Below are 25316 nucleotides of genomic sequence, written 5' to 3' on the forward strand. Positions count from 1 at the left end.
AGTTGGCGCTGAGCGAAGCCTCGGATACCCGCGACGACGAGGTTTTACAGGGCCGTGAACGTGCAGATTCTTTCTCAGTACGAAAGTTGAGGACTCACATCGTGGCGAGCGTGAACATCAAGCCGCTTGAGGACAAGATCCTGGTGCAGGCCGTCGAGGCCGAGACGACCACCGCCTCGGGCCTGGTCATCCCGGACTCCGCCAAGGAGAAGCCGCAGGAAGGCACCGTCATCGCTGTCGGCGAGGGTCGGGTCACCGAGCAGGGCAACCGCGTCCCCGTGGACGTCAAAGAAGGCGACACCGTCATCTACAGCAAGTACGGCGGCACCGAGATCAAGTACGCCGGCGAGGAATACCTGATCCTCTCGGCACGCGACGTCCTCGCCGTCATCGGCAAGTAGGACCGGCCGAGTTAGACTCCGCGAGCCTTTATCGCGTCTCACATCGCCCCGGCGCCCCGTGCAGGGGTACCGGGGCGATGTGCGTTGCGGCGACCGGCTCCCGCTGAAGAAAGTGATTCATGGCCAAGCAGATTGAATTCAACGAAACCGCTCGACGGGCGCTCGAGCGAGGCATCGACCAGCTCGCCGACACCGTCAAGGTCACCCTCGGCCCCCGCGGACGGCATGTCGTCCTCGCCAAGGCGTTCGGCGGACCGAGCGTCACCAACGACGGCGTCACCATCGCGCGCGACATCGAACTCGACGACCCGTTCGAGAACCTCGGCGCGCAGCTGGTGAAGTCCGTTGCCACCAAGACCAACGACGTCGCGGGCGACGGCACCACCACCGCAACGGTTCTCGCGCAGGCGATGGTCAAGGCGGGCCTCCGCAACGTGGCCGCCGGGTCCAACCCGATCGCCCTCGGGCAGGGCATCAGCAAGGCTGCCGATGCGCTCAGCGAGGCCCTGCTCGCCGCCGCGACCCCCGTCTCGGGCGAACAGGCGATCGCGCAGATCGCCACCGTGTCCTCCCGGGACGAGGAGATCGGCGAGATGGTCGGCAAGGCGATGACCGCGGTCGGCGCCGATGGTGTCGTCACCGTCGAGGAGAGCTCCGGACTGAGCACCGACCTCGAGATCACCGAGGGCGTCCAGTTCGACAAGGGCTTCCTCTCGCCCTACTTCGTCACCGACGTCGACAGCCAGGAAGCGGTCCTCGAAGACGCGCTCGTGCTGCTCTACCGCGACAAGATCAGCTCCCTGCCGGAGTTCCTGCCGCTGCTGGAGAAGGTCGTCGAGGCGGGCAAGTCGCTGCTCATCGTCGCCGAGGACGTCGAGGGCGAGCCGCTGTCGACGCTCGTCGTCAACTCGATTCGCAAGACGATCCGCGCCGTCGCCGTCAAGGCGCCGTTCTTCGGTGACCGCCGTAAGGCCTTCCTCGAGGATCTCGCGGTCGTCACCGGCGGAACGGTGGTGTCCTCCGACATCGGCCTGAGCCTGTCGACCGTCGGCCTCGAGGTGCTCGGCTCGGTCCGTCGCGTCGTGGTCACCAAGGACGCCACCACCCTCGTCGAGGGTGCCGGTACCAAGGACGCGATCGCGGACCGTTCGGCCCAGCTCCGGCGCGAGATCGAACAGTCCGACTCCGATTGGGACAAGGAGAAGCTCGCCGAGCGTCTGGCGAAGCTCTCCGGTGGTGTCGCCGTCATCCGTGTCGGCGCGGCCACCGAGACCGCCCTCAAGGAGCGCAAGCACCGAGTCGAGGACGCCGTCGCCGCGGCCAAGGCCGCGGTCGAAGAGGGGATCATCCCCGGTGGTGGCTCGGCCATCGTGCAGGCGTCGAAGAAGCTCGACGCGCTCGCCGAGTCCCTCACCGGCGACGAGGCCCTGGGTGTACGGGTCGTCCGCGACTCCGCGCGGGCGCCGCTGTACTGGATCGCCGCGAACGCGGGCCTCGACGGCGCGGTCGTGGTCGACAAGGTCGCCGGCGCGGCCGACGGCTCGGGGTTCAACGCCGCGAGCCTCACCTACGGCGACCTGGTCGGCGAGGGCATCATCGACCCGGTGAAGGTCACCCGGTCGGCGGTCGTCAACGCGGCATCGGTGGCCCGGATGGTGTTGACCACCGAGACGGCGATCACCGATCAGCCGGCCGACGAGCCGGCCGGTCACGCCGGACACGGGCACGCGCACTGACGTAGACCCTCGGGTCGCGCAGCCGACGAACACGAGAGCCGGGCATCCTCGCGGGGATGCCCGGCTCTCGCCGTTGTCGGGTGGGCCCGTTCGCCCAGGGCCTCAGCTGGCCATCCGGCGGCCGACGCCGCGCTTCATCAGGATGCTGCGCTCGGACTCGGAGAGACCGCCCCAGATGCCGTACGGCTCCGCCACCGCGAGCGCGTGCTCCCGGCACTGTGCGATGACCGGGCACTGGTGGCACATCTCCTTGGCTCGCCGCTCACGTTGCGCTCGGGCCCGGCCGCGCTCGCCGTCGGGATGGAAGAACATGGCCGAGTCGACGCCGCGGCAGAGTCCTGACATCTGCCAGTCCCAGATGTCAGCGTTGGGGCCGGGGAGATGATTGGGCTGAGGCATGACAGCTACTCCTTGTCGTGGGCCGCACCGAGGTGCTCGGTGAGAAACGTCGATTTCCTGCAACGCTGAACTCACATTAAGCGGGCCTGAGAAATGGCGTCAATAGGCTCGAAATGGGACGTGATTGCCGCGAAAGTCTCAGAAATGTTAACGGCGGGTTAGGCCGTCCCGGCCGGATAGCACAGGGGTGTCGAGGGGTTCGGGCGGCCCCCGGATCGGGTGACTGAACCCGTGATGACCAGCAAGTTCACCGGGCGTGGCGTACTCTCTGTCCGGTGCGGCGCGCGCTGGGGTGTGGTGACGTCGATCGAACCGATTTACATGTCGGAAATCTTCCGATGATGCACCCGTGATCTGTCCGGAGAATTAACGTTGGGAATCGTTCGTTAAATTCATGCAAACCAAAAAAGTTCGAGTGACCAAGAACACCCGGATGACGCTCGAGAACGCCGTTGAACTGCGTCGACACCCGTCGGCCGTGCCGGTGACGGCCCCGCTGCTACGGGCCTGGGCCGACGCAGTCTCCGCCGGCGGACGCGGGGACTACGCCGGCGCCCTCACAGCGCTCACCGCGCTGGACCGGGTCCTCGGCCCGCCGACCGGCCTCGCGGCGTCTGTCGAGCCGCAGACCGCACTGCTCTCGCTCTGCCAGAGCACCCGCGCGTCGCTGATCCGGCAGGCCGGGCGTCACCGGATCGCACACGGAATCGACGGCCGGGCCCTCCTCACCGTCGGCGTCGCCGGCGCTCGGGCGTCGACGGAACCGCCGGGTCCGGCGGAGGTGTCGCTCACCCGCGCCGCGGTCGCCGACGGACTCGTCGGGCTCGCGGCCGACAATCTCGGTCTGCTGAGGTTCGAGGCCTCGCGCCGGCTGCTCGACCGGGCGAGGGCAGTCCTCGACCCCGCGGACGGCCCGCCGCACGTCGGCTGGTCATGGCGGCCCGTCGACGCGGACTGGGCGACGGCGACACGCTGCCGATTGCGCTGGGAGTGGGTGAATGCCGAGCTCGGCCTCTATCGCGGCGACGTCTCCACCGGTCTGGACCATGCCCGGGCGGGGGCCGTGCTGATCCGGGAGATGACCGAAGCCCGAACCCCGGTACCGGCTCGGCATCGCATCAAGACCGAGCTCATCGCCGCGGCTGCCACCGCCGGTGGCGGGGATCGGGGCGGCGCGGCGACGCTCGCGCGGCAGGTCGCCGACGATGCTCGCGACGAGGGACTTCGCCCGCTGGAGTGGGCGGCGTTGAGCCTGTTACTGGGTTCCGGGTCGGCGTCGGAGGACGACGCCGCGCGCCACCGTGTGCTCCGCGCCACGCTGATCGGCAAGGGCATGGCGCTGATGCCGGGGGGTTGATCGCTAAGGTGTGTTGGGGTCTGCCACGTCATCGCCGCCGGGGACGTCGGGGAACGCTGCTCACGAGGCGCGGTCCACGACGGTCGCCACCGGCGGCGTCACCGTGTCGGGGCCCGTACCAGGACTGGCGGCGAGGCCGGTTGGCCGATCTGTAACACGGGGATTCCTACGCGCGATGAAGTTGACAGGTGGTGAGTTGAACGACGCCGTCCGGGCCGCGGGCCAAGGCGATCGTGCCGCTCTCACGTCAGTTCTCGAAAGCGTGCAGGAGCCGATCCTGCGCTACTGCCGAGGACGCATCGGGGTCGGGGAACGTCATCTGTTCTCCGCCGACGACATCGCGCAGGAGGCATTGATGGCGGTGATGACCGCACTGCCCCGTTATCGGGACCAGGGCAAGCCGTTCATGGCCTTCGTCTATGGCATCGCGTCGCACAAGGTCGCCGACGCCATGCGGGTGGCGGCGCGGGTGAAGTCGGACCCGGTCGAGGAGATCCCCGAGGTCTCGCACGTCGCCGGCGGTCCAGAGCAGTTCGCCATCGACGCCGACGGCAGCAGACGGATGAGAGCCCTGCTGGGCATCTTGCCCGAGAAACAGCGCGAGGTGCTGGTCCTGCGCTTGATCGTCGGTATGTCGGCCGAGGAGACCGCCCAGGCCATCGGCAGTACCGCGGGAGCGGTACGAGTCGCCCAGCACCGGGCACTGGCGAAATTGAAAGACGAGTTGAGACGGACAGGAGGTCACGATGAGCGGACAGTCTGATTGGCGTAGACGCCGTGTCGTCGGCGGTGACCAGCCGAATCGACCCGGCCAGCCACCCACGCATCGGCGTGCGCCGGGCTCGAGCGGTCCGGCGCCTGTCGGCCCCGGACCCCGACCGTCGGATTCGGTCCCGTCGGGCGCGGACCCCGCGTTCGGTCCGGCCTCTTTCGATCCCACCGCCGGTGACGACGCCCTGGACCTCTCCGAGGTCAACTTCGACGAGAATTTCCTCGACGCGCTCACCCGCGACGTACCGGTGCCGACCCGCGACGCGGCCGAATACCAGCTGGCCGAGATGCTGTCGGGCTGGAAGTCCGAGATCATGGCCACCCCGGAGCCGGAGCTGGTGTCCGTCGACGACGTCGAACGGGCGATCGGGACCACCGAGCGGGCCAGTCGCGGCCGCCGGATGGTGCGCCACCTGCGCGTCGTGTCGGGTGCAGCCGCCATCGTCATCGTCGCCGCCGCCGGCCTCACCGTGCTGTCGGAGGGTTCGCAGCCCGGCGACCCGCTCTGGGGCATCAAGCAGGTCGTGTTCGCCGAGGCCGCGTCGCAGACGCAGGCCGCGCACGACGTCCGCAACAATCTCGAGCGTGCCGAGGCCGCGATCGCGGCCGGTGATCCGGGCGCGGCGGCCAGCCTGCTGGCCGAGGCGCAGAAACGCATGGGACCCATGGACAACGAGATGCGCGACGAGATGACCGACTGGATGAACCGCATCCGCGCGGGCGCCGGTCTGCCGACGGAGGTCACCGATCCCGCGTCGTCGACGGGTGCCGAACAGCCGGCCACGACCGAGCCGACGCGGCCGGATCTGACCAGCCGCGAGGACGAGCCGTCGTCGCCCGGCGAGTCGACCCCGCCCGGTGGCGGAACCGACGAGCCGACCACGCCGTCGGAGCAGACGAGCGAGCCGCAGGAGCCCTCGACCGTCCCGTCGTCGAGTCCCCCGGCACAGCCCTCGACGCCGTCCTCGAGCACCAAGGTCACGCGCTACCCGGCCGAGTTCCCCGAGATCCCGTGGACCCCACCGCCCGGTGTGGACGCATCGGGTCGGCCGATCGGCTGACCCACCGGGACCACGACCCACGAGTGAGGCCCTGCACCGAACCGGTGCAGGGCCTCACTCGTGTGGTCTGACCGACGACTTGGGTCGCGGTGTCGCCGAGGTGTCCCGGCCGTCAGCGTTCGTCGTCGAGATGGCTGCGCGCATCGGCATACCCGCGGCAGTAGTCCCAGGTGACGTAGGCGTCCGGACGGGGATCCACCGCCGGCTCATGGGGCCGGACGGTGCCATCGATGAGAAGCTGGATCAGGTTGGCGCGCAACATGTCCCAGTCGTGGTAGTGGTCCTCGTGGCAGTCTTCGCAGACCACGACGAGACCCCGCACACCGCGATTGGCCAGCAATGCCTCGTAGAGTGCGAGATCGGCGAGATCCTCTTCGACCGCGAGCCGTTCGTTCTCGTCCAGCGGGATACCCGGTTCCACGCTGTCCAGTGCGGATGCGGGATCGCTGGGATCGTCGGCGAACGGATCCGGCGGGAGGCCGGGTGGCAGGTGGTCACGCACCACACCACCGTAGCCGATCCGCGGCCGGTCGCGCCGCAGGCATTCACCGCTTCCGGCGGCAGTGGTAGGAGTGGGTCAGGCGGTCTCACCGGCACGAAGACGCCTGTGTGACGATCGCCGCACCAGGGGAGTCGATACGATGGTCCGATGACTGCTGTTCGTACCGGTGGAGACGATCCCGGCAAGGTCGCGATGCTCGGCCTGACCTTCGACGACGTCCTGTTGCTGCCCTCGGCGTCGGACGTGATACCCAGCGAGGTCGACACCTCGTCGCGGGTGACCAAGAACGTGACGTTGCGGGTCCCGCTGGTGAGTTCGGCGATGGACACCGTGACCGAGTCCCGGATGGCGATCGCGATGGCGCGCGCCGGCGGAATGGGTGTCCTGCACCGCAACCTGTCGATCGAGGAGCAGGCCGGCCAGGTCGAGACGGTCAAGCGCTCCGAGGCCGGCATGGTCACCGATCCGGTCACCTGCACGCCGTCCCACACGCTCGCCGAGGTGGACGCCATGTGTGCGCGCTACCGCATCTCGGGCCTGCCGGTCGTCGACGACAAGGGTGAGCTCGTCGGCATCATCACCAACCGCGACATGCGCTTCGAGGTCGACCAGAGCCGCCCGGTCGCCGAGGTCATGACCAAGGCGCCGCTCATCACCGCCCAGGAGGGGGTCTCCGCGGAGGCTGCGCTGGGACTGTTGCGCCGGCACAAGATCGAGAAGCTGCCGATCGTCGACGGCAACGGCCGCCTCACTGGACTCATCACCGTCAAGGACTTCGTCAAGACCGAACAGCATCCGCTCGCGACCAAGGACTCCGACGGACGGTTGCTCGTCGGTGCGGCCGTCGGCACCGGCGATCCGCAGTGGGACCGTGCGATGGCCCTGGCCGACGCCGGCGCCGACGTGATCATCGTCGACACCGCCCACGCGCACAACCGGCTCGTGCTCGACATGGTGGCCAAGCTGAAGGCCGAGGTCGGCGACCGGGTGGACGTCGTCGGCGGCAACGTGGCGACCCGTGAGGCCGCGCAGGCGCTCGTCGATGCCGGTGCCGATGCGGTGAAAGTCGGCGTCGGGCCGGGCTCGATCTGCACCACCCGCGTCGTCGCGGGCGTCGGCGCTCCGCAGATCACCGCGATCCTCGAAGCCGTGGCGGTCTGCCAGAAGGCGGGTGTACCCGTGATCGCCGACGGTGGGCTGCAGTACTCCGGCGACATCGCCAAGGCGCTCGCCGCCGGCGCGTCGACCGCGATGCTCGGTTCGCTGCTCGCGGGCACCGCCGAGGCGCCGGGCGAGCTGGTCCTGGTCAACGGCAAGCAGTTCAAGAGCTACCGCGGCATGGGCTCGCTCGGTGCGATGCAGGGGCGCGGGCAGGCGAAGTCGTACTCGAAGGACCGCTACTTCCAGGACGACGTCCTCAAGGAGGAGAAGCTGGTTCCCGAGGGCATCGAGGGACGCGTGCCGTTCCGCGGCCCGCTGTCCCAGGTCATCCACCAGCTGGTCGGCGGCCTGCGTGCCGCCATGGGTTACACCGGCGCGTCGACGATCCCGGACCTGCAGACCGCACGGTTCGTCCAGATCACCGCGGCGGGACTCAAGGAGTCCCATCCGCACGACATCACACTGACCGCCGAGGCACCCAACTACTATTCCCGCTGAACTCCCCGAGGTCGTTCCCGCCGGATGCGTCCGCCGGGCCAGGCCGTAGGGTCGTTGTGCAGCTGAACTCCGCAGAAAGGCGCAGTGGTGCGTGACCTCGTCGAAATCGGCATGGGCCGGACAGCCCGACGGACCTACGAACTGGGCGACATCAGCATCGTCCCGTCCCGTCGGACCCGTTCGTCCAAGGACGTCTCCACGGCGTGGCAGATCGATGCCTACCGGTTCTCCTCACCGATCCTGAGTCATCCGACCGATGCCCTGGTGTCGCCGTCGGTCGCGATCGAGCTCGGCAAGCTCGGCGCGCTGGGTGTCCTGAACGGTGAGGGCCTCTGGGCCCGTCATCGCGACGTCGAGGCGAAGATCGCCGAACTCGTCGCGATCGCCGCCGAGGACCCGGATCCCTATGCGGCGGTTCGCCATCTGCAGAAGCTGCATGCGGCGCCGCTCGACAGCGGTCTACTCGGCGAGGCCGTCGCGCAGGTCCGGGAGGCCGGTGTCACCACAGCCGTTCGGGTGAGCCCGCAGCACGCACCGGAACTGACCCCCGCGCTGCTGGCCGCCGGGGTGGAGATCCTGGTGGTGCACGGCACGATCATCTCGGCCGAGCACGTGGCACAGGTCGATGCCGACGGCACCCAGCGGGAACCGCTGAACCTCAAGACCTTCATCGCCGATCTCGACGTACCCGTCATCGCGGGCGGCGTGCACGACCACCGCACCGCGCTGCACCTGATGCGGACCGGCGCGGCGGGCGTCATCGTCGGCTACGGTTCGGCCGCGGGAGCCACCACGACCGGCGAGGTCCTCGGCATCGGTGTGCCGATGGCGACCGCCATCGCCGACGCCGCTGCCGCGCGTCGCGACTACCTGGACGAGACGGGTGGTCGCTACGTCCACGTCATCGCCGACGGCGACATCCACAGCTCGGGTGACCTGGTCAAGGCGATCGCCTGCGGCGCCGACGCCGCCGTTCTCGGAACCTCGCTCGCCGCAACGAGTTCGGCGCCCGGCAACGGCTGGTACTGGCCGTCGGCCGCCGCTCACCCGGACACCCCGCGCGGCGCGCTCCTGCAGGTCGCCGCGGACGAGGACCGTCCGAGTCTCGAGCGGGTGCTCAACGGGCCGTCGGACGATCCGTACGGCGAGTTGAACGTCGTCGGTGCGCTGCGTCGGGCCATGGCGAAGGCCGGGTACTGCGACCTGAAGGAGTTCCAGCGCGTGGGGTTGTCCGTCCACGCCTGAGTGACCCCGAGCCCGCTGGCTCATGACGGCCGTTCGCACCCTGTGGTGGGGTTGCGGCGGTGGGCGTACGCCGCCACCGCTCCCTGTGGTGGGTTTGCGGCGGTGGGCGTACGCCGCCACCGCTCCCTGAGGAGCGCCCGGAGCTTGCGGAGGGCGTACGCCGCCACCGCTCCCTGAGGAGCGCCCGGAGCTTGCGGAGGGCGTGTCACGAAGGGTTAGGGTGACCTGGGTCTCTTTATATGACAATGCGCGTTAGTATGTTCGCCATGGGATTCGACAGGTCGACCGAGCACGCCACCGACTTCGACGTTCTGATCGTCGGCTCCGGGTTCGGCGGCAGCGTGAGTGCGCTGCGGCTCGTGGAGAAGGGGTATCGCGTCGGCGTCGTCGAGGCGGGTCGTCGTTTCGAGGACGGGGACTTCGCCAAGACCAGCTGGCGCCTCAACCGGTGGCTGTGGGCGCCGAAGCTCGGCCTGTACGGCATCCAGCGCATCCACGCCCTCAAGGACGTGATGATCCTGGCCGGTGCGGGGGTCGGCGGCGGTTCCCTCAACTACGCCAACACCCTGTACAAGCCCCCGACGCCGTTCTTCACCGATCCGCAGTGGAACCACATCACCGATTGGGAGGACGAGCTCGGTCCGTACTACGACCAGGCTCGCCGGATGCTGGGTGTGGTCACCAACCCGACGGTCACCGCCTCTGATCGTGTGGTCGCCGAGGTGGCGGCCGAGATGGGTGTCGGCGACACGGTGACCCCGACGCCGGTCGGCGTGTTCTTCGGTGCGAAGACGGGTCTGTCCGGGGCGCCCGGCGAGACCGTCGCCGACCCGTACTTCGGCGGTGCGGGGCCGGCTCGAACCGCCTGTACCGAATGCGGCGCTTGCATGACCGGGTGCCGGGTGGGTGCCAAGAACACCCTGCTGAAGAATTACCTCGGTCTCGCCGAACGCAACGGCGCCACCATCATCGACCGGACCACCGTCGACTCGCTCAACCGCCGCCCCGACGGCGTCTGGGAGGTGGGTACGCATCACTCGTCGTCGTGGGGGCCGCTCGGGCGTCGCCGGCGGACGATCACCGCGGGCCAGGTGATCCTGGCGGCCGGTACGTTCAACACCCAACGACTGCTGCATCACGCGAAACTCGATACGCTGCCGCAGATCTCGGATGCGATGGGCCGGCTCACGCGCACGAACTCGGAGTCGATCCTGGGTGCGATGGGTTCGCGGATCGATCCGGAGAACGACTACTCGCGGGGAGTCGCGATCACCTCGTCGTTCTATCCCGCGCCGAACACCCACATCGAACCGGTTCGATATGGCAAGGGGTCCAACGCGATTGCGTACCTGCAGACCCTGCTCACCGACGGCGGGACACGGCGTCACCGGTTCGGCCAGTTCCTGCGCCAGGTCGCCCGCAACCCGCTGCTGCTGGTGCGGTTGCTCGTGGTGCGGCAGTGGAGCGAGCGGACCGTCATCGCGCTGGTCATGCAGAACAACAACAATTCGCTGACCACATTCGTCCGCAAGCGTGGACCGCTGCGTTACGTCACCAGCGAGCAGGGCCACGGTGAGCCGAACCCGACGTGGATCCCGGAGGGCAACGAGGCGACTCGCCGGATCGCGGCGAAGCTGAACGGCGGTGTCGCAGGCGGAACGTGGGGCGACATCGTCAACATGCCGCTGACGGCGCACTACCTCGGCGGGTGCGCGATCTCCGACGACCCGGACAACGGTGTCATCGATCCGTACCAGCGCGTGTGGAACTACCCGACGCTGCACATCGCCGATGGTGCGTCGGTGTCGGCGAACCTCGGCGTCAATCCGTCGCTGACGATCTGCGCGCAGGCGGAGCGCGCAGCGGCACTGTGGCCGAACAAGGGCGACCAGGATCAGCGCCCGGCACAGGGTGACCCGTACCGCCGGCTCGAGCCGACGACGCCGCGGTCGCCGGTGGTCCCGGCCGACGCGCCGGGTGCCCTGCGGTTGCCGATCTTCCCGGTCCCCCCGATGACCGCTCAGCGGATCTCCTAGCGTCGACGCGCATGGGACGCGCACTGTGAGTACGCGATCCCGTTCGGCGTCGTCGCCGGGGTAGTGTCGGCGTGCACTGCCGAACGGGGGAACGCATGTCGGGCACAGAGTCGCTGACCGTGGTGTTGGCGGGCGGAAGTGGTGCGCTGGGAACGCATCTGGCGACCGATCTCGCCGCGCGCGGACACCATCCGGTCATCTTGACGCGGCGGATCGATCCGTTGGCGCCCTTCGAGCAGGTGGTCTGGGACGGCAAGACCCAGGGCGATTGGGTCGAAGCGATGGTCGCGGATCGGCCGACGGCGGTCGTGAACCTCGCGGGCAAACTCGTGGACTGTCGCCCCACCGACGCCAACATCGCCACGCTGCGGAGCAGTCGTGTCGACGCGACGCGCGCGCTCGTCGCCGCATCCCGCGAACGTACGACGCCGGTCTCGTACTGGGTGCAGTCCAGCACGACGGCGATCTGGAGCGACGCGGGGGACCGGTGGTGCACGGAGTCGACGCCGGTCCCTCTCGGCCTGCCCCAGATGACCGGTGTCGCGCAGCCGTGGGAAGACGCGGTGGAGGGCGCGAACACCGATCACCTGACCGTGCTGCGTACGTCGATCGTCCTGGACGCGGATGCCCCCGCCATGCGCCGGCTCGTCGGCCTGACGAGATTCGGGCTCGGCGGGCGGGTCGGCGACGGCCGGCAGTGGTTCAGCTGGATTCACATCGACGACTGGCTCACGATCGTCCGCGCGGCACTGCGCGTGGACGACGCGGTGTCCCTGCCCGACGGCGTGATCGTCGCGGCCAGTCCGAATCCGGTGCGCAACGCCGAACTCATGGCGATGCTGCGCGCGGAGATCGGGCGCCCGCCGGCGCCGCCGACGCCGGCCTGGTTGCTGAAACTCGGTGCGGTGCTGTTGCGTACGGACCCGGCACTCGGACTCACGGGACGCCGCGCGCGGTCGGACGTCCTGGCCGACGCCGGGTTCGAGTTCCGTTTCCCCCGGCTCGAGGCCGCACTCTCGGATCTGCTCTGAGCCCTCGTGCGACGCGGGGCGGGGAGTCAGTCCAGTCCGCGCGCGGTCAGGGTGTCGGCGAAGCCGTCGGCGGTGCGCAGCGCGGCGAGCACGACCGGAGCGACGAGGATGCGCGGACCGGGTCGGAGTCCGCGCGCCTTGCGCGCCTCGTCGACCTCCCGCACCACCTCGACCATCAGCGGGATCGCCCGGATGGTCAATGCCAGTGCGAGGGCGATGAGGTCGACGCGTATCCCGAAGCGGGCGAGGGGGCCGAGTGCGCGGACGATCGTGTCGAGCATGTCCGTGGTGCGGGTGGTCAGCGAGACGACGGCCGCCAGCGCAACCGACAGTGCGAGGACACCGCAGATGACCACCGCCCGTCGCCAGTCGGTGAAGACGACCTGGAAGGCGAAGATGAACACCAGCAGCCACACCAGCGGTCGGAGCTGGCGCCAGGCCTCGCGGGGCCCGATGCCGGCCAGTGCGTAGACGGCCGCGACCCCGGCCGTGGCGATGCCGAGCGCGGTGAGCGAGCGGACCGCCAGCGACAGCACCAGGATCACCACGCCCATCGCGACGAACTTGACGCCCGCGGGCAACCGGTGCAGCACGGTGTTGCCGGGCCGGTAGACGCCGAGGACGTTCACGCCATCATCTCGCGGTAGGCGGCCAGCGCGGGCCGAGGTTCGTCGTCGGCGACAATCCGCCCCTCATCGACGACGATGACGCGGTCGAAGTCGGCCAGGATGTCGAGGTCGTGGCTCACGACGACGAGCTGCTCGTCGAGCGTGGCGAAGACATCGGTGAGCATGCGGGTGTTGCGCAGGTCGAGCAGGGTGGTGGGTTCGTCGGCGACGATGATCGCCGGGTCGGTCACGAAGATCGACGCCAGGGCGAGGAGTTGCTTCTGGCCGCCGGACAACCGCTGGGCGGGATGGTCGGCGTGGTCGTCGAGTCCGAAGCGGGCGAGCACCTCGCGAGCGCGCTCGAGGCGCGCCGCTTTGTCGAGATCGGTTCGGCGCAACGACAGTTCGATGTCCTCGCGGACCGTCGGCATGATGATCTGCCGGTCCGGGTCGGAGAAGATGAACCCCACCCGGCGTCGGACCTCACGTTTGTTCTTCGCGACCGGGAGCCCGTCGACGGTCACGGTCCCGGAGTCGGGCACGACGAGCGCGTTGATCATCCGCGCCAGGGTCGACTTCCCGCTCCCGTTGGCGCCGACGATCCCGATCCGGTTCTCCGACAACGTCAGTGAGACCTCGCGCAGGACGACGCGGTCGCCGTAGGCGTGGGAGACGTCGGTGAACTGGATCATCGCCGGTGGGGTGGGGCGACTTCTCAGCCGGCCACGGAGCCGGATCGGCGCGCGCGCAACGGCTCGATGAGGCCGGGCCGGCCGCGATGGACCTGGGCCGCGACGAGGGCCGCGACGACGCACTTGGCGATGTCGCCCGGGATGAACGAGCCGTTGGTGGCGATGGCGGCCCACACGGTGAGATCGGTACGGATGAGCAGGCCGGCCACCCCGCACGCGTACAGCACGACGATGCCGCCGAGTGCGTTGATGGCGATGCCCCACAGCACGCGGTACTTCCCGGAGCCCGTCGACCCGCCGGTTGAGCCTGTCGAAACCATCATCGCGGTCAGCACGCCGATGACGATCACGGCCGGCAGGAACCCGATGAAGTACCCGGCGGTCGGGGACGACAACGCGGTGAGGCCGTTGCGTCCGCCCGACAGGATCGGGAGTCCGGCGATCGCGAGGACCATGAAGATGACCACGGCCAGCGTGCCCTTCCGCGGGCCCAGGACTGCGCCGGCGAGGATCACCCCGAGCGACTGGAACGTGATGGGCACACCGCTGGTGCCGATGGTGATGGTCCCCGGCAGGCCGAGCGCGGCGATCAGCGCGGCGAACACGGCGGCCTGGGTGAGGTCGCCGATGCTCAGCGACCAGCGGTTGGGAGATTTCGGCGATGCAGTCATGTCGATTCCGGAGTATTTCACGCGGGGATCGCGGGTCCGCATCCGCCGGGCGGGGTGACCAGGGACGGGCGCCGGTCCGCCCACTAGACTCGGCCCGGTGACAGACTCTTCTGCGACAGATTCCGCTGCGACAGACTCCGCTGCGAACTCGTCCTCCGCCGAGGATTTCCTCGAGGGTCCGCGGCCGGTGCTCGTCGTCGACTTCGGTGCGCAATACGCGCAGCTGATCGCTCGCCGGGTGCGCGAGGCGCGCATCTACTCCGAGGTGATCTCCCACGACGCCCCGATCGAGAAGATCCAGGAGAAGGACCCGGTCGCGATCATCCTGTCGGGTGGTCCGTCGTCGGTCTACGCCGAGGACGCGCCCGACCTCGACCCGGCCCTGTTCGACCTCGACGTCCCGGTGTTCGGCATCTGCTACGGATTCCAGGCGATGGCCGACACGCTCGGCGGCGAGGTCGCCAACACCGGCGGGCGCGAGTTCGGTCGCACGACGCTGACGGTCAACGGTGAAGGTGTCCTCCATCAGGGGCTCTCGGACACCCAGCCGGTGTGGATGAGCCACAACGACGCCGTGCAGAGCCCGCCCGAGGGGTTCACCGTCACCGGGTCGACGCCCGGTGCTCCGGTCGCATCCTTCGAGAACCTCAAGCGCCGCATGGCCGGGGTGCAGTACCACCCCGAGGTGCTGCACACGCCGCACGGCCAGCAGATCCTCACACGCTTCCTCTACGAGATCGCCGGCCTCGAGGCCACCTGGACCGCCGCCAACATCGCCGATGCGCTGATCGACGCGGTCGCCGACCAGATCGGCGACGGACGGGCCATCTGCGGACTCTCCGGCGGTGTGGATTCCGCCGTCGCGGCCGCGTTGGTGCAGCGGGCCATCGGGGATCGGCTGACGTGCGTCTTCGTCGACCACGGGCTGCTGCGCGCGGGTGAGCGCGAACAGGTGCAGCACGACTTCGTGGGCGCGACCGGCGCCAAACTGGTGACCGTCGACGCCGCGGAGGTGTTCCTTCGCGAGCTGGCCGGCGTGAGCGACCCGGAGACCAAGCGCAAGATCATCGGCCGGGAGTTCATCCGGTCGTTCGAGGGTGCGGTCAGCGAGGTACTCGGCGAGGAGGCCGAGGCGGGGGAGAAGGTGGACTTCCTCGTGCAGGGCACGCTCTATCCCGACGTCGTCGAGTCCGGCGGTGGTAGCGGGACCGCGAACATCAAGAGCCATCACAACGTCGGGGGGCTACCCGACGACCTCGAGTTCAGCCTGGTGGAACCGCTGCGGCTGCTCTTCAAGGACGAGGTACGTGCGGTCGGCCGCGAACTGGGACTGCCCGAGGAGATCGTTGCCCGCCAGCCGTTCCCCGGACCGGGCCTGGCGATCCGGATCGTCGGCGAGGTCACCGGCGACCGACTGGAGATGCTCCGCAAGGCCGACCTGATCGCGCGCGAGGAACTCACCGCCGCGGGACTCGACGCACAGATCTGGCAGTGCCCGGTGGTCCTGCTGGCCGATGTACGCAGTGTGGGCGTCCAGGGAGACGGCCGGACCTACGGTCACCCGATCGTCCTGCGCCCGGTGTCGAGTGAGGACGCGATGACGGCCGACTGGACGCGCGTGCCCTACGAGGTGCTCGAGATCATCTCGACCCGCATCACCAACGAGGTGGCCGAGGTCAACCGCGTGGTGCTCGACGTGACGAGCAAGCCGCCGGGCACCATCGAATGGGAATGAGCCGATGAGAAGCGGCCGGTGGCAGATGCCACCGGCCGCTTCTCTGTCTGCGCGAGGATCGGGACCGGTGTCGCGGTCAGCGCCGGGAGCGGGTCCCGGACACGATCAGCAGCAGTCCGATCAACAGTCCGATCCCGACCGCGACCCACCCGAGGTCGGCGGCGTCGGGCAGTGCCGGCCCGTCGGCGAGCCCCCATCCGGCCACCGCGAGGGCCGCGATCCCGAGGAGTCCCAGCCCCGGTGCGCGATGGGTCGACCCGCATCCCTGGTGGTCGGGGGTGGCCGCGGGGTCGTCTCCGTAGGTGTTGTCGGGTGCGTTCATCGCAGGACCTGGACCTCTCCCATGCCGGTGCGTGCGTCGATCTGCAGGACCGGGCCGTCGGTGCCGTCGCGCCCGCCGTCGAGCCCGGTGGGGCAGGTGTAGTCACCGATGCCGGTCTGGCAGTTGGCACGCACGTTCATCGTGTCGGGAACGTGGACCCGGATGGTCCCGACGCCGTTCTCCAGGCGCACCGTTCGGTCCGCGCTGAGATCCACCTCGCGCAGGTCCAGGGTCATCTCGCCGACGCCGAGCGAGTACTCGGCCTGGATGTCGTTCTCGGTCAACGGCTTCCATTCGCGCTCACCCGCCCCTCCGGCGGGCAGCGGGCCGGACAGTCCGCTCACTCCGGAGATCACCGTGGTGACCACGACGGCGGCACCGAGGACGATCGCGATGGGCACGAGGCCGGTGCTGTGCTCCCCGGTCCGGCGCCGCACGACAGCGGCGACCAACAGTCCGGCACCGACCACCGCGAGGCAGATCGACAGGATGTGGGGCACGGTGAACCAGTCGGCGCCGATCTGGTGCAGGGCCGCGCCGATGGCGCCCGCGATGATCGCGAGACCGATGATGACCAGTGTCAGAGGTGAGCGTCGGCGTCTGCGGGCGGGCGGTTCCGCCGGGCTGGCCGGTTCGGGCAGATCCCAGGCGAACCGCGCCGCCCCCAGCGGATCCCACGCGGGCGGACTGGCGTCGAGGTCGGCGACCTCGATCGCCCCGCCGTTCCCTGAGGTGCGAGGAGCGTCAGCGAGGGGCCCACCGTTCCCTGAGGTGCGAGGAGCGTCAGCGAGGGGCCCACCGTTCCCTGAGGTGCGAGGAGCGTCAGCGAGGGGTCCACCGTTCCCTGAGGTGCGAGGAGCGTCAGCGAGGGGCCCACCGTTCCCTGAGGTGCGAGGAGCGTCAGCGACGAGCCTCGAAGGGCTCTTCGTCAGTTCGACGCCCGGCGTCGGAGCGGCCGCATGTTCGGTGGTCGGGTCCCCGGTCGTCGGCCCCGATGTTCCGGTCAGCTGTCCTCCCGCGGTCTGTGGGCCGGGCGCGGTGGCGGACCCGTCGTCGGCCGGATCGCTGCTCATCCCGCGCGGTACCCAGCGTTCGAACTGTCCGGCGGCCGGTGGCGGTACGACGATGTCGGTGACCGCCGCGGTGTCGATGCTGGTGCCGACCGGCGGGGTCGGGGTGCGCAGATACAACAGGAACCAGCCGCCGAGCATCAGGATCGCGCCGACGAGTCCCCCGGAGCCCCATGTCCGGTTGGGTCCCACGGAGGTGACGATGACGATCGCCAGTACGACCAGGAGGATGACCTGGGGGTTGCCGAGTCCGTGCATCGAGCCGTGCGAGGTGTGACCGGCCCGCGCGGTGTCGACCCGGAGCGCATCGGCGCGGGCGCGCCCGGCGCCCGGGAACGCTATCCAGGCCGCGAGATACAGGATGAGTCCGCTGCCACCGAAGAACGCCGCCACCACGAACGCGACCTTCACCAGCGTCGGGTCCACGCGGTAGCGGGCGGCGATGCCGGTGCAGACGCCGGCGATCGTCCGATCGTCGGGCCGATACGGGCGGGTCGACCACATGCCCTGGATCTGCTGCTGGAACTCCTTGGTGTCCATGACGATCATCGTGCCGCCCACCGGGCCCCGGACACATCGGGTGATCCCCTGAATTGTCCCCCGGAGAAACCCGGTGTGCGGGGGTGGTGGAGCGACACACCCTGAGATCGACACGCACGAACCGGGGTTGACCCCGATGTCGCGGAGCCGATCGCATGGGACGATCGAGGAGTGAGTCGAATGGAGGTCGAACCGGTCCCGAGGCTGGTGCGCCGCGACGGCGGGCGAGTGGTCGCCGGTGTCGCCGGTGGACTGGCCGACCATCTCGGTGTCGACGTGTTCCGTGTGCGGATCGTGTTCGTGGTGCTGGCCGCGCTGGCCGGGGCCGGTGTCGCCGCCTACGGTCTGCTCTGGTTCTTCTGCCCGCAGGGCGACGACACCGCGCCACCGGCGCCGGGTGTGCGTCGTCAGTCTCTCGGACTGGCGATGATCGGGCTGGTGGCGATGGCCGTGGTGGGGTTCGCGGCGTCGGGGACCCCGGCGTCGTACCTCGTCCCGTTCGTCTTCATCGCGCTCGGCGCCAGCCTGGTGTGGCGTGAGTTCGACACGTCCCACCGCGCACCGCGCACCCCGCTGCTCACCTGGACGCGGCTGATCGGCGGGGTCGCGCTCGTCGTCGGCGGACTGGTCGTCGTGGTGGTCGCGGGCGATCGCAGCTTCGGCGGACTCAATTCGACGATCCTCGCGGTCGGCGCGACCCTCATCGGCGTCGTGTTGCTGACCGTGCCCCTGTGGATGCGGTTGCTGCGCACGCTCAACGAGGAGCGCTCGGCCCGGATCCGGAACGCCGAGCGTGAGGAGATCGCCTCGCATCTCCACGACTCGGTCCTGCAGACCCTGGCATTGATACAGAAGAAAGCAGGCCGGCCCGAGGAGGTGGCGCGGCTGGCCCGGAGCCAGGAGCGTGAACTGCGGGCCTGGCTCTTCGGTGATCCGGCGACCGAACGCGGTTCCCTGGCGGCAGCGCTGCGCAGCGTGGGCGCCGAGGTCGAGGACGCCTACGGTATCGAGGTGGAGATCATCACCGTCGGTGATCTGCGTCCGACCAACACCCGGGACGCCAAACGCTGGTCGGCGCTCGTCGGTGCGACACGCGAAGCACTGGTCAACGCCGCCAAGCACTCCGGCGAGCGTGCGGTGGACGTGTACGGCGAGATCACCGACGACGAGGTCGAGGTGTACGTGCGTGACCGCGGCGTCGGGTTCGACCTCGCCGCCGTCGACGATGACCGGCAGGGCATCTCCCGCTCGATCCGCGCTCGTGTGGAACGAATGGGCGGGCGTGTGCGGATCACGTCGACGCCTGGACGCGGAACCAACGTCGGGCTCATGATGCCGCGCGGTGACGGGGGGTCGGTCGAGGAGAGATCCGACGAGGAGAGATCCGAACACGGTGAGCGGACCACCGAGATGACCACCGAGATAACGATGGATGCGGTCGCCCCGACCGACAACAGGAAGGCACGATGACAGCGAGTTCGACGAGCCCCGCCCCCTCCGGTCCCGTCACCGTCTACCTGGTCGACGACCACGCGGTCTTCCGCTCCGGGGTCCGTGCCGAACTGGCCGACGAGCCGGGCCTGCGCGTCGTCGGTGAGGCGGGTGCCGTACCCGACGCGATCGACGGAATCGTCTCGACGGCCCCGGACGTGGTCCTCCTCGACGTCCACATGCCGGCCGGCGGCGGGGTGGCGGTCCTGCGCGGCGTCCTCGATCGGATCGGTTCTGCTACACCGGGTTCGGTACCACCGGTGTTCCTCGCGCTGAGCGTGTCCGACGCCGCCGAGGACGTCATCGCGACCATTCGTGCCGGCGCCCGCGGTTACGTGACGAAGACGATCGCGGGCGCGGAGCTCGCCGATGCGGTCCGCCGGGTCGCCGACGGCGACGCGGTCTTCAGTCCACGGCTCGCGGGCTTCGTCCTCGACTCGTTCACCGGGAAGTCCTCGGCCCCCGAACCGCCGCTCGACCCCGAGCTCGACTCCCTGACCAGGCGAGAACTGGAGGTGCTGCGTCTGCTCGCGCGCGGGTACACCTACCGCGAGATCGCCGAGGAACTGTTCATCTCGATCAAGACGGTCGAGACCCACGCATCGAACGTCCTGCGCAAGACGCAGCAGTCCAACCGCAACGCGCTCACCCGGTGGGCGGCGACCCGCCACATCGGCTGACCGCCCACCGCGTTCGACCGCTCAGCGCAACAGCGCGATCGCGAGGACGACGACCACGGCGAGCACCGCGAAGAACACGAAGATCGACACCGCGAGTGCGGTGCTCGACGTGCCCGACGGCTGCGCCGGCGGACCGTACGACGGCTGGCGGCTGTCGGACGGATGGTGCTGCGCCGTCAGTGGTCTCGGTGTCGACGAGTGCGGTTGCGGCGTCGACATGATCGTGGGGGACATGCCCTGGCGGGTACGCGGCAGGTCGCGGGAGCCGCGATCGGCGGACATCGTCGGGGCGTACGGGGGCAGGGTGGCGCCGGCCGGGCGGTGCGGGCCGGTCGTGGACGATCGGTTGGTCCGCTGCGACCAGACCGGCGTACCCGCTCCCGGTCGGGTGATCAGGCCGGTCAGGACCTGATCGCGGCTGCCGCGGGAGCCGGCCGCGAACGAGGTGAGCAGGTCGCGTGCCTGGCTCATCGTCGGGCGTTTGGTCGGGCTGGGTTCGAGGAGGCGCAGCAGTACCGGTTCGAGTTCGGCGGCATTCTGCATGGGATTGATGCGGGCACGTGCGACCTTGTGCAGCAAGGCGATCGAGTTGTCGTCGACGCCGAACGGCGGCTGGCCCTCGACCATCGTGTAGATCGTCGCGCCCAATGAGTACACGTCCGAGGCCTCCTGCGGATCGGCTCCGCGGGCGACCTCGGGGGCGAAATACGCCGGCGTCCCGGTGATCACGCCGGTCTGGGTGAGGGTGACATCGTCCTTGGCGCGGGAGATCCCGAAGTCGGTGATCTTGACCAGGCCGGTGTGGCGGCCGCCCTCGGCGATGAGGATGTTGCCCGGTTTGATGTCGCGGTGCACGATCCCCGCGGCGTGGGCCTCGACCATCGCATCAGCCACCTGGGCGCCGATCTGAGCGGCTTCGGCGGGTGCGAGAGTCTTTGTGGCGTGGAGGATCTGGGCGACGCTGCGTGAGGGCAGATACTCCATGACCAACCAGGGTTCACCGCGGTCGAGGGCCACATCGTGCATGGCGATCGCGTTGCGGTGGGAGAGTTTGGCGGCGATGCGCCCCTCCCGCATCGCCCGCTGGCGCACGTTGTCCGCGGAGTCCTCGGTCAGGCCTTCGGTGGAGACGACCTGTTTGACGGCGACGTCACGGTCGAGGAGCTGGTCGCGGGCGAGCCACACGGTGCCCATGCCGCCCCCGCCGATCCGCGACTTCAGGCGGTATCGTCCGGCCACCAGATACTGGGGACCCGGGGCATGGTGGGGTCCGGCGGTCGTCGACATACGGAGATGATAGCGGCGCGGACGTCGCGGCGGGCACGCACTTGACAGCCCACTCGTACGTATGTTCGACTCGGACCATGCGATGGTCCGATCAGGCGGTGGAGGTCGACGACGGGTCGCTCCCCGGGCTGAGCCGGTCGGGTCTGGTCCGGTCGGTACGGACGCCCGAGTTCGAGGGTGTCACATTCCACGAGGTGTTGGCCAAGAGTGCGCTCAACCGCGTCCCGGAGGCCTCGCAGCTACCGTTCCAGTTCACGGTCAACACCTTTCGCGGGTGCACGCATGCCTGTCGCTACTGTTTCGCCCGTCCGACGCACGAATACCTGGATCTCGACGCGGGGACCGACTTCGACACCCAGGTGGTCGTGAAGCTCAACGTGGCGGCGGTGTTGCGCAAGGAACTCAAGCGCAGGTCGTGGACCCGGGAGACGGTGGCGCTGGGGACCAACACCGATCCCTATCAGCGGGCCGAGGGGCGATACCGGCTCATGCCGGGTGTGATCTCCGCGCTCGCCGAGTCCCGGACGCCGTTCTCCATCCTCACCAAGGGCACCTTGATCCGTCGTGATCTGTCGCTGTTGCGTCAGGCCGCGGGGGAGGTGTCGGTCAGCGTCGGGATCTCGCTGGCGATCCTCGATCCGGATCTGCAGAAGAAGATCGAACCCGGGACACCGTCACCGCAGGCCCGGCTCTCGCTGATCCGCGACCTCGCCGACGCCGGGATCGCGCCGCATGTGATGGTGGCCCCCGTCATCCCGTATCTCACCGACTCCTCCGCGCATCTCGACTCCTTGCTCGAGGCCCTCGCCGACGCCGGTGCGTCGGGCGTGACCGCGTTCCCGATGCATCTGCGGTCCTCGACGAAGCCGTGGTTCCTGGAGTGGCTGGCGGAGGAGCATCCGGCTCTCATCCGCCGCTACCGAGGGCTGTACGGGCGTGGCGCCTACGTCACCCCGGAGTATTCGTCGTGGCTCCGTGACCGGATGAAGCCGCTGGTGCACCGGCACGGTCTCGCGGGGTCCGGTGGTCTCCGGCAGGCGGGTCGGGACACGTCGACGACGGTGGCCGCCCCCGAGTTGCAGCACGCCCTCACCCTGTTCTGATCGCTGTTGTTCTGAGCCGGCGCGGCCCTGATCTGCGCCGATTCGGCGTTTGTGCGTATATCTGCTGCCGCACAACGGATTCCGACTTCGGTTGACGCTTGTCGGTGGTTGGTTCTACTCTCGAATAATCGAAACAGTGTTCGAATGATCTGCGGCCGGGGGTACCCCTCGGGATCACTCGGAAACTGTTCGAGACCTTGGTGGCGCGCACCTTCCCGGCTCGCTCGAGTACCTCATGTCGACTGGAGGGTGTCCGAGAAATGGATGTGTCAGCTGGTGTTGCCGTGACCGATGTCGCGGCCCGTGGACGCGCCGACGAGCTGGCGGGGTTACGTCGGCGGATGGCGGCCATGTCCGGCCGGCCCGACCAGCGGGTGGTCGAGGTCCGCGATCGGGCAGCGGGTGTCCTCCCGGTGCCTGATTCGTTGTCGGATATTCTGCCGCACAACGGGATTCCGCGGGGTACGGTGGTCGGTCTCGATGGTGCCCGCTCGGTGCTGGTCGCGATGATCGCAGCGGTGACCCGTGCCGGTGGGCAGGTCGGGATCGTCGGGTTGCCGCGGTTGAGCTTGTTGTCGGCGGCGGAGATGGGTGCCGACCTGTCCCGTATCGCCACCATCCCCGATCCCGGTCCCGATCCGGTCGAGGTGGCGGCGGTCCTGCTCGACGGTATGGATCTGGTGATCCTGGACCTGGCGGGCGACGGCGTGGGGACTCGCCCGCGGAACGAGATGGTGGCCCCCTCGCGTGCCCGGGTGGTCATGGGCCGCGTGCGCAAGCAGTCGTCGGTGCTGCTGGTGACCGGCGGCACCTGGCCGGGCGCGCAGCTGGCCATCGAGGCCCGTGTCCTCACCTACCGGCACAGTCCACAGCCACCGAGCCGGACCGCTTCCCGCGCAGCCGGTCTCGATTCCGCGCGCAGTGGCTACGGCCGCATCGGCGGGATGCGGTTGCAGGTCACGGTGTCCGGCCGCGGCCGGCAGTCCGAGAGCACCGAGGTCGAGCTCCTGGCGGCGGGTCACGGCGCCGACCGCACGGTCGAGATGGTCGCGGCGACGAGTACCGCCCCGGTGCTCGCGGTGGCGAACTGATGCCCCCCGGGGAGGCGGGGGCCCGGCGGATTCTCGCGCTCTGGTGCCCGGACTGGCCGGCGATGGCGGCCTCGGCCGAGGCGGACCTGCCCCCACTGCATCCGGTGGCGGTGCTGTCGGCGAATCGGGTGGTGGCCTGCTCGGCGTCCGCCCGGGCGGCGGGTGTCCGTCGCGGGATGCGCAAACGCCAGGCGCAGGCGGCGTGCACGGAGATGACCGTGGTCACCGCCGACGAGAACCGGGACGGGCGGTTGTTCGAGCCGGTGGTCGCCGCGGTCGCCGAGGTGATACCTGCTCTCGAAGTGCTCCGGCCCGGCCTCCTGGTGATCGCCGGCGACCGCGCGGCCCGCTATTTCGGGGGGATCGAGGCCCTCGCGGAGGAGCTCGTCGACGTGGTGTCGGCATGTGGCATCGAGTCGCAGGTCGGCATCGCCGACGAGATCTTCACCGCCGTCCTCGCCGCCCGGCACGGGCATCAGGTGGAGCCCGGAGGCGACCGGGAGTATCTCGCCGGCCGGCCGGTCGCCGATCTCGCCGTCGAACCCAGCATGAGCGACCCGTCCCGGGCCGATCTCGTGGAGTTGCTGCGCCGACTCGGGATCGGCACGATCGGTGCCTTCGCCGACATGTCCGTCACCGACGTCGCCACCCGGTTCGCCCGGGATGCGGTGGTCGCGCATCGGCTCGCCAACGCGTTGCCAGGGCGCGTCCCCTCGTCCCGCGGTGTGCCGGCCGAACTCGACGTCGACCACACCTGTGACCCGCCGGTCGACCGCATCGACGTCGCGGCGTTCATCGGCCGTACCCTCGCCGACACGCTGCACCGACGTCTCCGTGATGCCGCGGTGGCCTGTACGCGACTCACGATCATCGCGACCACCGAACGCGGACAACAGCATTCGCGAACCTGGCGGTGCGCCCAGCCGCTGACGCCGGAGACGACCGCGGATCGTATCCGATGGCAACTCGAGGGGTGGTTGACCGGCGCGGCGCGGCAGGGTAGCAAGGCCCGGGGGAGAGGGGTGGGGCGCGTCACGGCGCGGGACACCCGGCCCGACTCGCCGATCGTCCGGTTGCGGCTCGAACCGGTCGAGGTCGTCGAGGCCGGTGCCCTGCACTACCAGCTCACCGACGATCTCTCTCGTGGCGGGTTGGCCGGTGAGCCGGACGTGGAGGAGCGCGCCCGGCGTTCGCTGGTGCGGATTCAGGGGCTGCTGGGCGGGGACGCGGTCCGCATCCCCGTGCTGAGCGGCGGTCGCGGACCCGCCGAACGGATCACGATGGTCTCTCTGGGCGATGAGCCCGCTCCGCGCCGGGACCCACTGGCGCCATGGCCCGGTCGTCTTCCGCAGCCCAGTCCGACGGTGTTGGTGGAGACCGAGATCCACGTGCTCGACGCCGTGGGGCAACCGGTGAAGGTGACCGATCGCGGCGCCTTCACCGCCGAGCCGGTGACCGTCGCGCTGGCATCGTCCCGGGCGCGCCGATCGAGCTGGGGTCTGTGCTGGTGGGCCGGGCCCTGGCCGGTCGGGAGCGCAGACCGGCCGGCCGGGGCATCGGTACCCGTCGGAACCGCCGAGACCGGACTGATCGCGCGGGCACAGGTGCTGCTCGACGATTCGCGTGCCCTGTTGCTGTGCTACCGAGCCGGGGAGTGGGTCGTCGAGGGGGTCTATGAGTGAATTCTGATGAACCGTGACGTTCTCAAGCCGATGACCAGGACTGGCTGTGAAGGGTTCGGATACATACGACACGACGATGGGCGGGTCGGTCACGGCACCGAAGCTGGGGCCAACATCCTTGAGGTGTACGGCAGCGCCGGTCAAGC

General features: G+C 69.5%; 23 protein-coding genes. 15 read left to right on the forward strand and 8 right to left on the reverse strand.

Features of this window, described 5'->3' with window-relative positions:
- Positions 1–101: 101 nt before the first annotated feature.
- Positions 102–401 carry a co-chaperone GroES gene (groES, locus tag CA982_RS12170; protein WP_004019185.1) on the forward strand — a complete coding sequence of 100 codons (300 nt, stop codon included), beginning with the start codon at positions 102–104 and terminating at the stop codon, positions 399–401.
- Positions 402–520: 119 nt separating this feature from the next.
- Positions 521–2137, forward strand: a complete 1617-nt coding sequence (gene groL / locus CA982_RS12175) for a chaperonin GroEL (RefSeq protein ID WP_086535591.1) — start codon at positions 521–523, stop codon at positions 2135–2137.
- Between the two features lie 102 nt (positions 2138–2239).
- Here groL and CA982_RS12180 read toward each other — a convergent pair whose 3' ends face one another.
- On the reverse strand, positions 2240–2536 hold the full coding sequence (locus CA982_RS12180; RefSeq protein ID WP_004019187.1) for a WhiB family transcriptional regulator: 297 nt from the start codon (positions 2534–2536) through the stop codon (positions 2240–2242).
- 415 nt (positions 2537–2951) lie between these two features.
- Between CA982_RS12180 and CA982_RS12185 the strand changes: the two genes are divergently transcribed.
- The 3 genes from CA982_RS12185 (at position 2952) to CA982_RS12195 (ending at position 5725) form a co-directional block, all read left to right on the forward strand.
- Entirely contained in the window at positions 2952–3893 is a 942-nt protein-coding gene (locus CA982_RS12185; RefSeq protein ID WP_086535592.1) for a hypothetical protein, read from the forward strand.
- 175 nt (positions 3894–4068) lie between these two features.
- Positions 4069–4656 (forward strand): sigma-70 family RNA polymerase sigma factor, encoded by a 588-nt coding sequence (locus CA982_RS12190; protein ID WP_086535593.1) that lies wholly within the window; start codon positions 4069–4071, stop codon positions 4654–4656.
- Positions 4640–5725 carry an anti-sigma-D factor RsdA gene (locus CA982_RS12195; RefSeq protein ID WP_086535594.1) on the forward strand — a complete coding sequence of 362 codons (1086 nt, stop codon included), beginning with the start codon at positions 4640–4642 and terminating at the stop codon, positions 5723–5725. Before CA982_RS12190 ends, CA982_RS12195 begins: the two co-directional genes overlap by 17 nt.
- Before the next feature lie 112 nt (positions 5726–5837).
- On the opposite strand, the gene CA982_RS12200 is transcribed toward CA982_RS12195, so the two are convergent.
- Positions 5838–6227, reverse strand: a complete 390-nt coding sequence (locus CA982_RS12200) for a DUF5319 domain-containing protein (RefSeq protein ID WP_064571630.1) — start codon at positions 6225–6227, stop codon at positions 5838–5840.
- A gap of 147 nt (positions 6228–6374) precedes the next feature.
- Between CA982_RS12200 and guaB the strand changes: the two genes are divergently transcribed.
- The 4 genes from guaB to CA982_RS12220 all read left to right on the forward strand — a co-directional run bounded on the left by guaB (position 6375) and on the right by CA982_RS12220 (position 12198).
- Positions 6375–7886: an IMP dehydrogenase gene (guaB, locus tag CA982_RS12205; protein ID WP_064571629.1), complete on the forward strand. Its 1512-nt coding sequence runs from the start codon at positions 6375–6377 to the stop codon at positions 7884–7886.
- An 87-nt stretch (positions 7887–7973) separates the two neighbouring features.
- Positions 7974–9131, forward strand: coding sequence for a GuaB3 family IMP dehydrogenase-related protein (locus CA982_RS12210; protein WP_086535648.1), 1158 nt, complete (start codon positions 7974–7976; stop codon positions 9129–9131).
- Positions 9132–9388: 257 nt separating this feature from the next.
- Positions 9389–11167: a GMC family oxidoreductase N-terminal domain-containing protein gene (locus CA982_RS12215; RefSeq protein WP_425269077.1), complete on the forward strand. Its 1779-nt coding sequence runs from the start codon at positions 9389–9391 to the stop codon at positions 11165–11167.
- A 95-nt stretch (positions 11168–11262) separates the two neighbouring features.
- Positions 11263–12198 carry an epimerase gene (locus CA982_RS12220; RefSeq protein WP_086535595.1) on the forward strand — a complete coding sequence of 312 codons (936 nt, stop codon included), beginning with the start codon at positions 11263–11265 and terminating at the stop codon, positions 12196–12198.
- Positions 12199–12224: 26 nt separating this feature from the next.
- Here CA982_RS12220 and CA982_RS12225 read toward each other — a convergent pair whose 3' ends face one another.
- The 3 genes from CA982_RS12225 to CA982_RS12235 are packed head-to-tail and all read right to left on the reverse strand — an operon-like array spanning position 12225 to position 14169.
- Positions 12225–12827 carry an energy-coupling factor transporter transmembrane component T family protein gene (locus CA982_RS12225; protein WP_086535596.1) on the reverse strand — a complete coding sequence of 201 codons (603 nt, stop codon included), beginning with the start codon at positions 12825–12827 and terminating at the stop codon, positions 12225–12227.
- A complete protein-coding gene (locus CA982_RS12230) occupies positions 12824–13498 on the reverse strand; it encodes an energy-coupling factor ABC transporter ATP-binding protein (RefSeq protein WP_086535597.1) in 675 nt (224 codons plus the stop codon). The genes CA982_RS12225 and CA982_RS12230 overlap by 4 nt, the downstream gene beginning before the upstream one ends.
- A gap of 23 nt (positions 13499–13521) precedes the next feature.
- Positions 13522–14169, reverse strand: a complete 648-nt coding sequence (locus CA982_RS12235) for a biotin transporter BioY (protein WP_086535650.1) — start codon at positions 14167–14169, stop codon at positions 13522–13524.
- Positions 14170–14356: 187 nt separating this feature from the next.
- Here CA982_RS12235 and guaA point away from each other — a divergent pair, with 187 nt between their 5' ends.
- The gene (gene guaA / locus CA982_RS12240) at positions 14357–15904 is read left to right on the forward strand and encodes a glutamine-hydrolyzing GMP synthase (RefSeq protein WP_086535598.1); all 1548 of its coding nucleotides are present in this window, start codon (positions 14357–14359) and stop codon (positions 15902–15904) included.
- A 76-nt stretch (positions 15905–15980) separates the two neighbouring features.
- Here guaA and CA982_RS12245 read toward each other — a convergent pair whose 3' ends face one another.
- Both CA982_RS12245 and CA982_RS12250 read right to left on the reverse strand, forming a co-directional pair.
- Complete coding sequence (locus CA982_RS12245) at positions 15981–16226, reverse strand: hypothetical protein (RefSeq protein WP_086535599.1); 246 nt, start codon at positions 16224–16226, stop codon at positions 15981–15983.
- A complete protein-coding gene (locus CA982_RS12250) occupies positions 16223–17845 on the reverse strand; it encodes a PspC domain-containing protein (protein ID WP_086535651.1) in 1623 nt (540 codons plus the stop codon). The genes CA982_RS12245 and CA982_RS12250 overlap by 4 nt, the downstream gene beginning before the upstream one ends.
- A 171-nt stretch (positions 17846–18016) precedes the next feature.
- Here CA982_RS12250 and CA982_RS12255 point away from each other — a divergent pair, with 171 nt between their 5' ends.
- Both CA982_RS12255 and CA982_RS12260 read left to right on the forward strand, forming a co-directional pair.
- A complete protein-coding gene (locus tag CA982_RS12255; RefSeq protein WP_086535600.1) occupies positions 18017–19306 on the forward strand; it encodes an ATP-binding protein in 1290 nt (429 codons plus the stop codon).
- On the forward strand, positions 19303–20007 hold the full coding sequence (locus CA982_RS12260) for a LuxR C-terminal-related transcriptional regulator (RefSeq protein ID WP_086535601.1): 705 nt from the start codon (positions 19303–19305) through the stop codon (positions 20005–20007). The genes CA982_RS12255 and CA982_RS12260 overlap by 4 nt, the downstream gene beginning before the upstream one ends.
- Positions 20008–20028: 21 nt before the next feature.
- On the opposite strand, the gene CA982_RS12265 is transcribed toward CA982_RS12260, so the two are convergent.
- Positions 20029–21294, reverse strand: coding sequence for a serine/threonine-protein kinase (locus CA982_RS12265; protein WP_086535602.1), 1266 nt, complete (start codon positions 21292–21294; stop codon positions 20029–20031).
- A gap of 77 nt (positions 21295–21371) precedes the next feature.
- On the opposite strand from CA982_RS12265, the gene CA982_RS12270 reads away from it, so the two are divergent.
- The 3 genes from CA982_RS12270 (at position 21372) to CA982_RS12280 (ending at position 25170) form a co-directional block, all read left to right on the forward strand.
- Positions 21372–22397: an Rv2578c family radical SAM protein gene (locus tag CA982_RS12270; protein WP_086535603.1), complete on the forward strand. Its 1026-nt coding sequence runs from the start codon at positions 21372–21374 to the stop codon at positions 22395–22397.
- A 260-nt stretch (positions 22398–22657) separates the two neighbouring features.
- On the forward strand, positions 22658–23488 hold the full coding sequence (locus CA982_RS12275) for a hypothetical protein (RefSeq protein WP_086535604.1): 831 nt from the start codon (positions 22658–22660) through the stop codon (positions 23486–23488).
- Positions 23488–25170, forward strand: coding sequence for a DNA polymerase Y family protein (locus tag CA982_RS12280; RefSeq protein ID WP_086535605.1), 1683 nt, complete (start codon positions 23488–23490; stop codon positions 25168–25170). Before CA982_RS12275 ends, CA982_RS12280 begins: the two co-directional genes overlap by 1 nt.
- The last annotated feature ends 146 nt before the right edge of the window (positions 25171–25316 follow it).

It is taken from the genome of Gordonia lacunae (genome assembly GCF_002149015.1).
GTDB lineage: Bacteria > Actinomycetota > Actinomycetes > Mycobacteriales > Mycobacteriaceae > Gordonia > Gordonia lacunae.

What these genes read in the sequence shown, in the direction of transcription:
- CA982_RS12275 (WP_086535604.1), top strand. Translation starts at nt 22,658, where the DNA reads ATGGATGTGTCAGCTGGTGTTGCCGTGACCGATGTCGCGGCCCGTGGA.
- CA982_RS12270 (WP_086535603.1), top strand. Translation starts at nt 21,372, where the DNA reads ATGCGATGGTCCGATCAGGCGGTGGAGGTCGACGACGGGTCGCTCCCC.
- groL (WP_086535591.1), top strand. Translation starts at nt 521, where the DNA reads ATGGCCAAGCAGATTGAATTCAACGAAACCGCTCGACGGGCGCTCGAG.
- CA982_RS12215 (WP_425269077.1), top strand. Translation starts at nt 9,389, where the DNA reads ATGTTCGCCATGGGATTCGACAGGTCGACCGAGCACGCCACCGACTTC.
- CA982_RS12220 (WP_086535595.1), top strand. Translation starts at nt 11,263, where the DNA reads ATGTCGGGCACAGAGTCGCTGACCGTGGTGTTGGCGGGCGGAAGTGGT.
- CA982_RS12180 (WP_004019187.1), bottom strand. Translation starts at nt 2,536, where the DNA reads ATGCCTCAGCCCAATCATCTCCCCGGCCCCAACGCTGACATCTGGGAC.
- CA982_RS12230 (WP_086535597.1), bottom strand. Translation starts at nt 13,498, where the DNA reads ATGATCCAGTTCACCGACGTCTCCCACGCCTACGGCGACCGCGTCGTC.
- guaB (WP_064571629.1), top strand. Translation starts at nt 6,375, where the DNA reads ATGACTGCTGTTCGTACCGGTGGAGACGATCCCGGCAAGGTCGCGATG.
- CA982_RS12255 (WP_086535600.1), top strand. Translation starts at nt 18,017, where the DNA reads ATGGAGGTCGAACCGGTCCCGAGGCTGGTGCGCCGCGACGGCGGGCGA.
- CA982_RS12265 (WP_086535602.1), bottom strand. Translation starts at nt 21,294, where the DNA reads ATGTCGACGACCGCCGGACCCCACCATGCCCCGGGTCCCCAGTATCTG.
- CA982_RS12235 (WP_086535650.1), bottom strand. Translation starts at nt 14,169, where the DNA reads ATGACTGCATCGCCGAAATCTCCCAACCGCTGGTCGCTGAGCATCGGC.
- CA982_RS12195 (WP_086535594.1), top strand. Translation starts at nt 4,640, where the DNA reads ATGAGCGGACAGTCTGATTGGCGTAGACGCCGTGTCGTCGGCGGTGAC.
- CA982_RS12190 (WP_086535593.1), top strand. Translation starts at nt 4,069, where the DNA reads ATGAAGTTGACAGGTGGTGAGTTGAACGACGCCGTCCGGGCCGCGGGC.
- CA982_RS12280 (WP_086535605.1), top strand. Translation starts at nt 23,488, where the DNA reads ATGCCCCCCGGGGAGGCGGGGGCCCGGCGGATTCTCGCGCTCTGGTGC.
- CA982_RS12245 (WP_086535599.1), bottom strand. Translation starts at nt 16,226, where the DNA reads ATGAACGCACCCGACAACACCTACGGAGACGACCCCGCGGCCACCCCC.
- CA982_RS12250 (WP_086535651.1), bottom strand. Translation starts at nt 17,845, where the DNA reads ATGATCGTCATGGACACCAAGGAGTTCCAGCAGCAGATCCAGGGCATG.
- CA982_RS12260 (WP_086535601.1), top strand. Translation starts at nt 19,303, where the DNA reads ATGACAGCGAGTTCGACGAGCCCCGCCCCCTCCGGTCCCGTCACCGTC.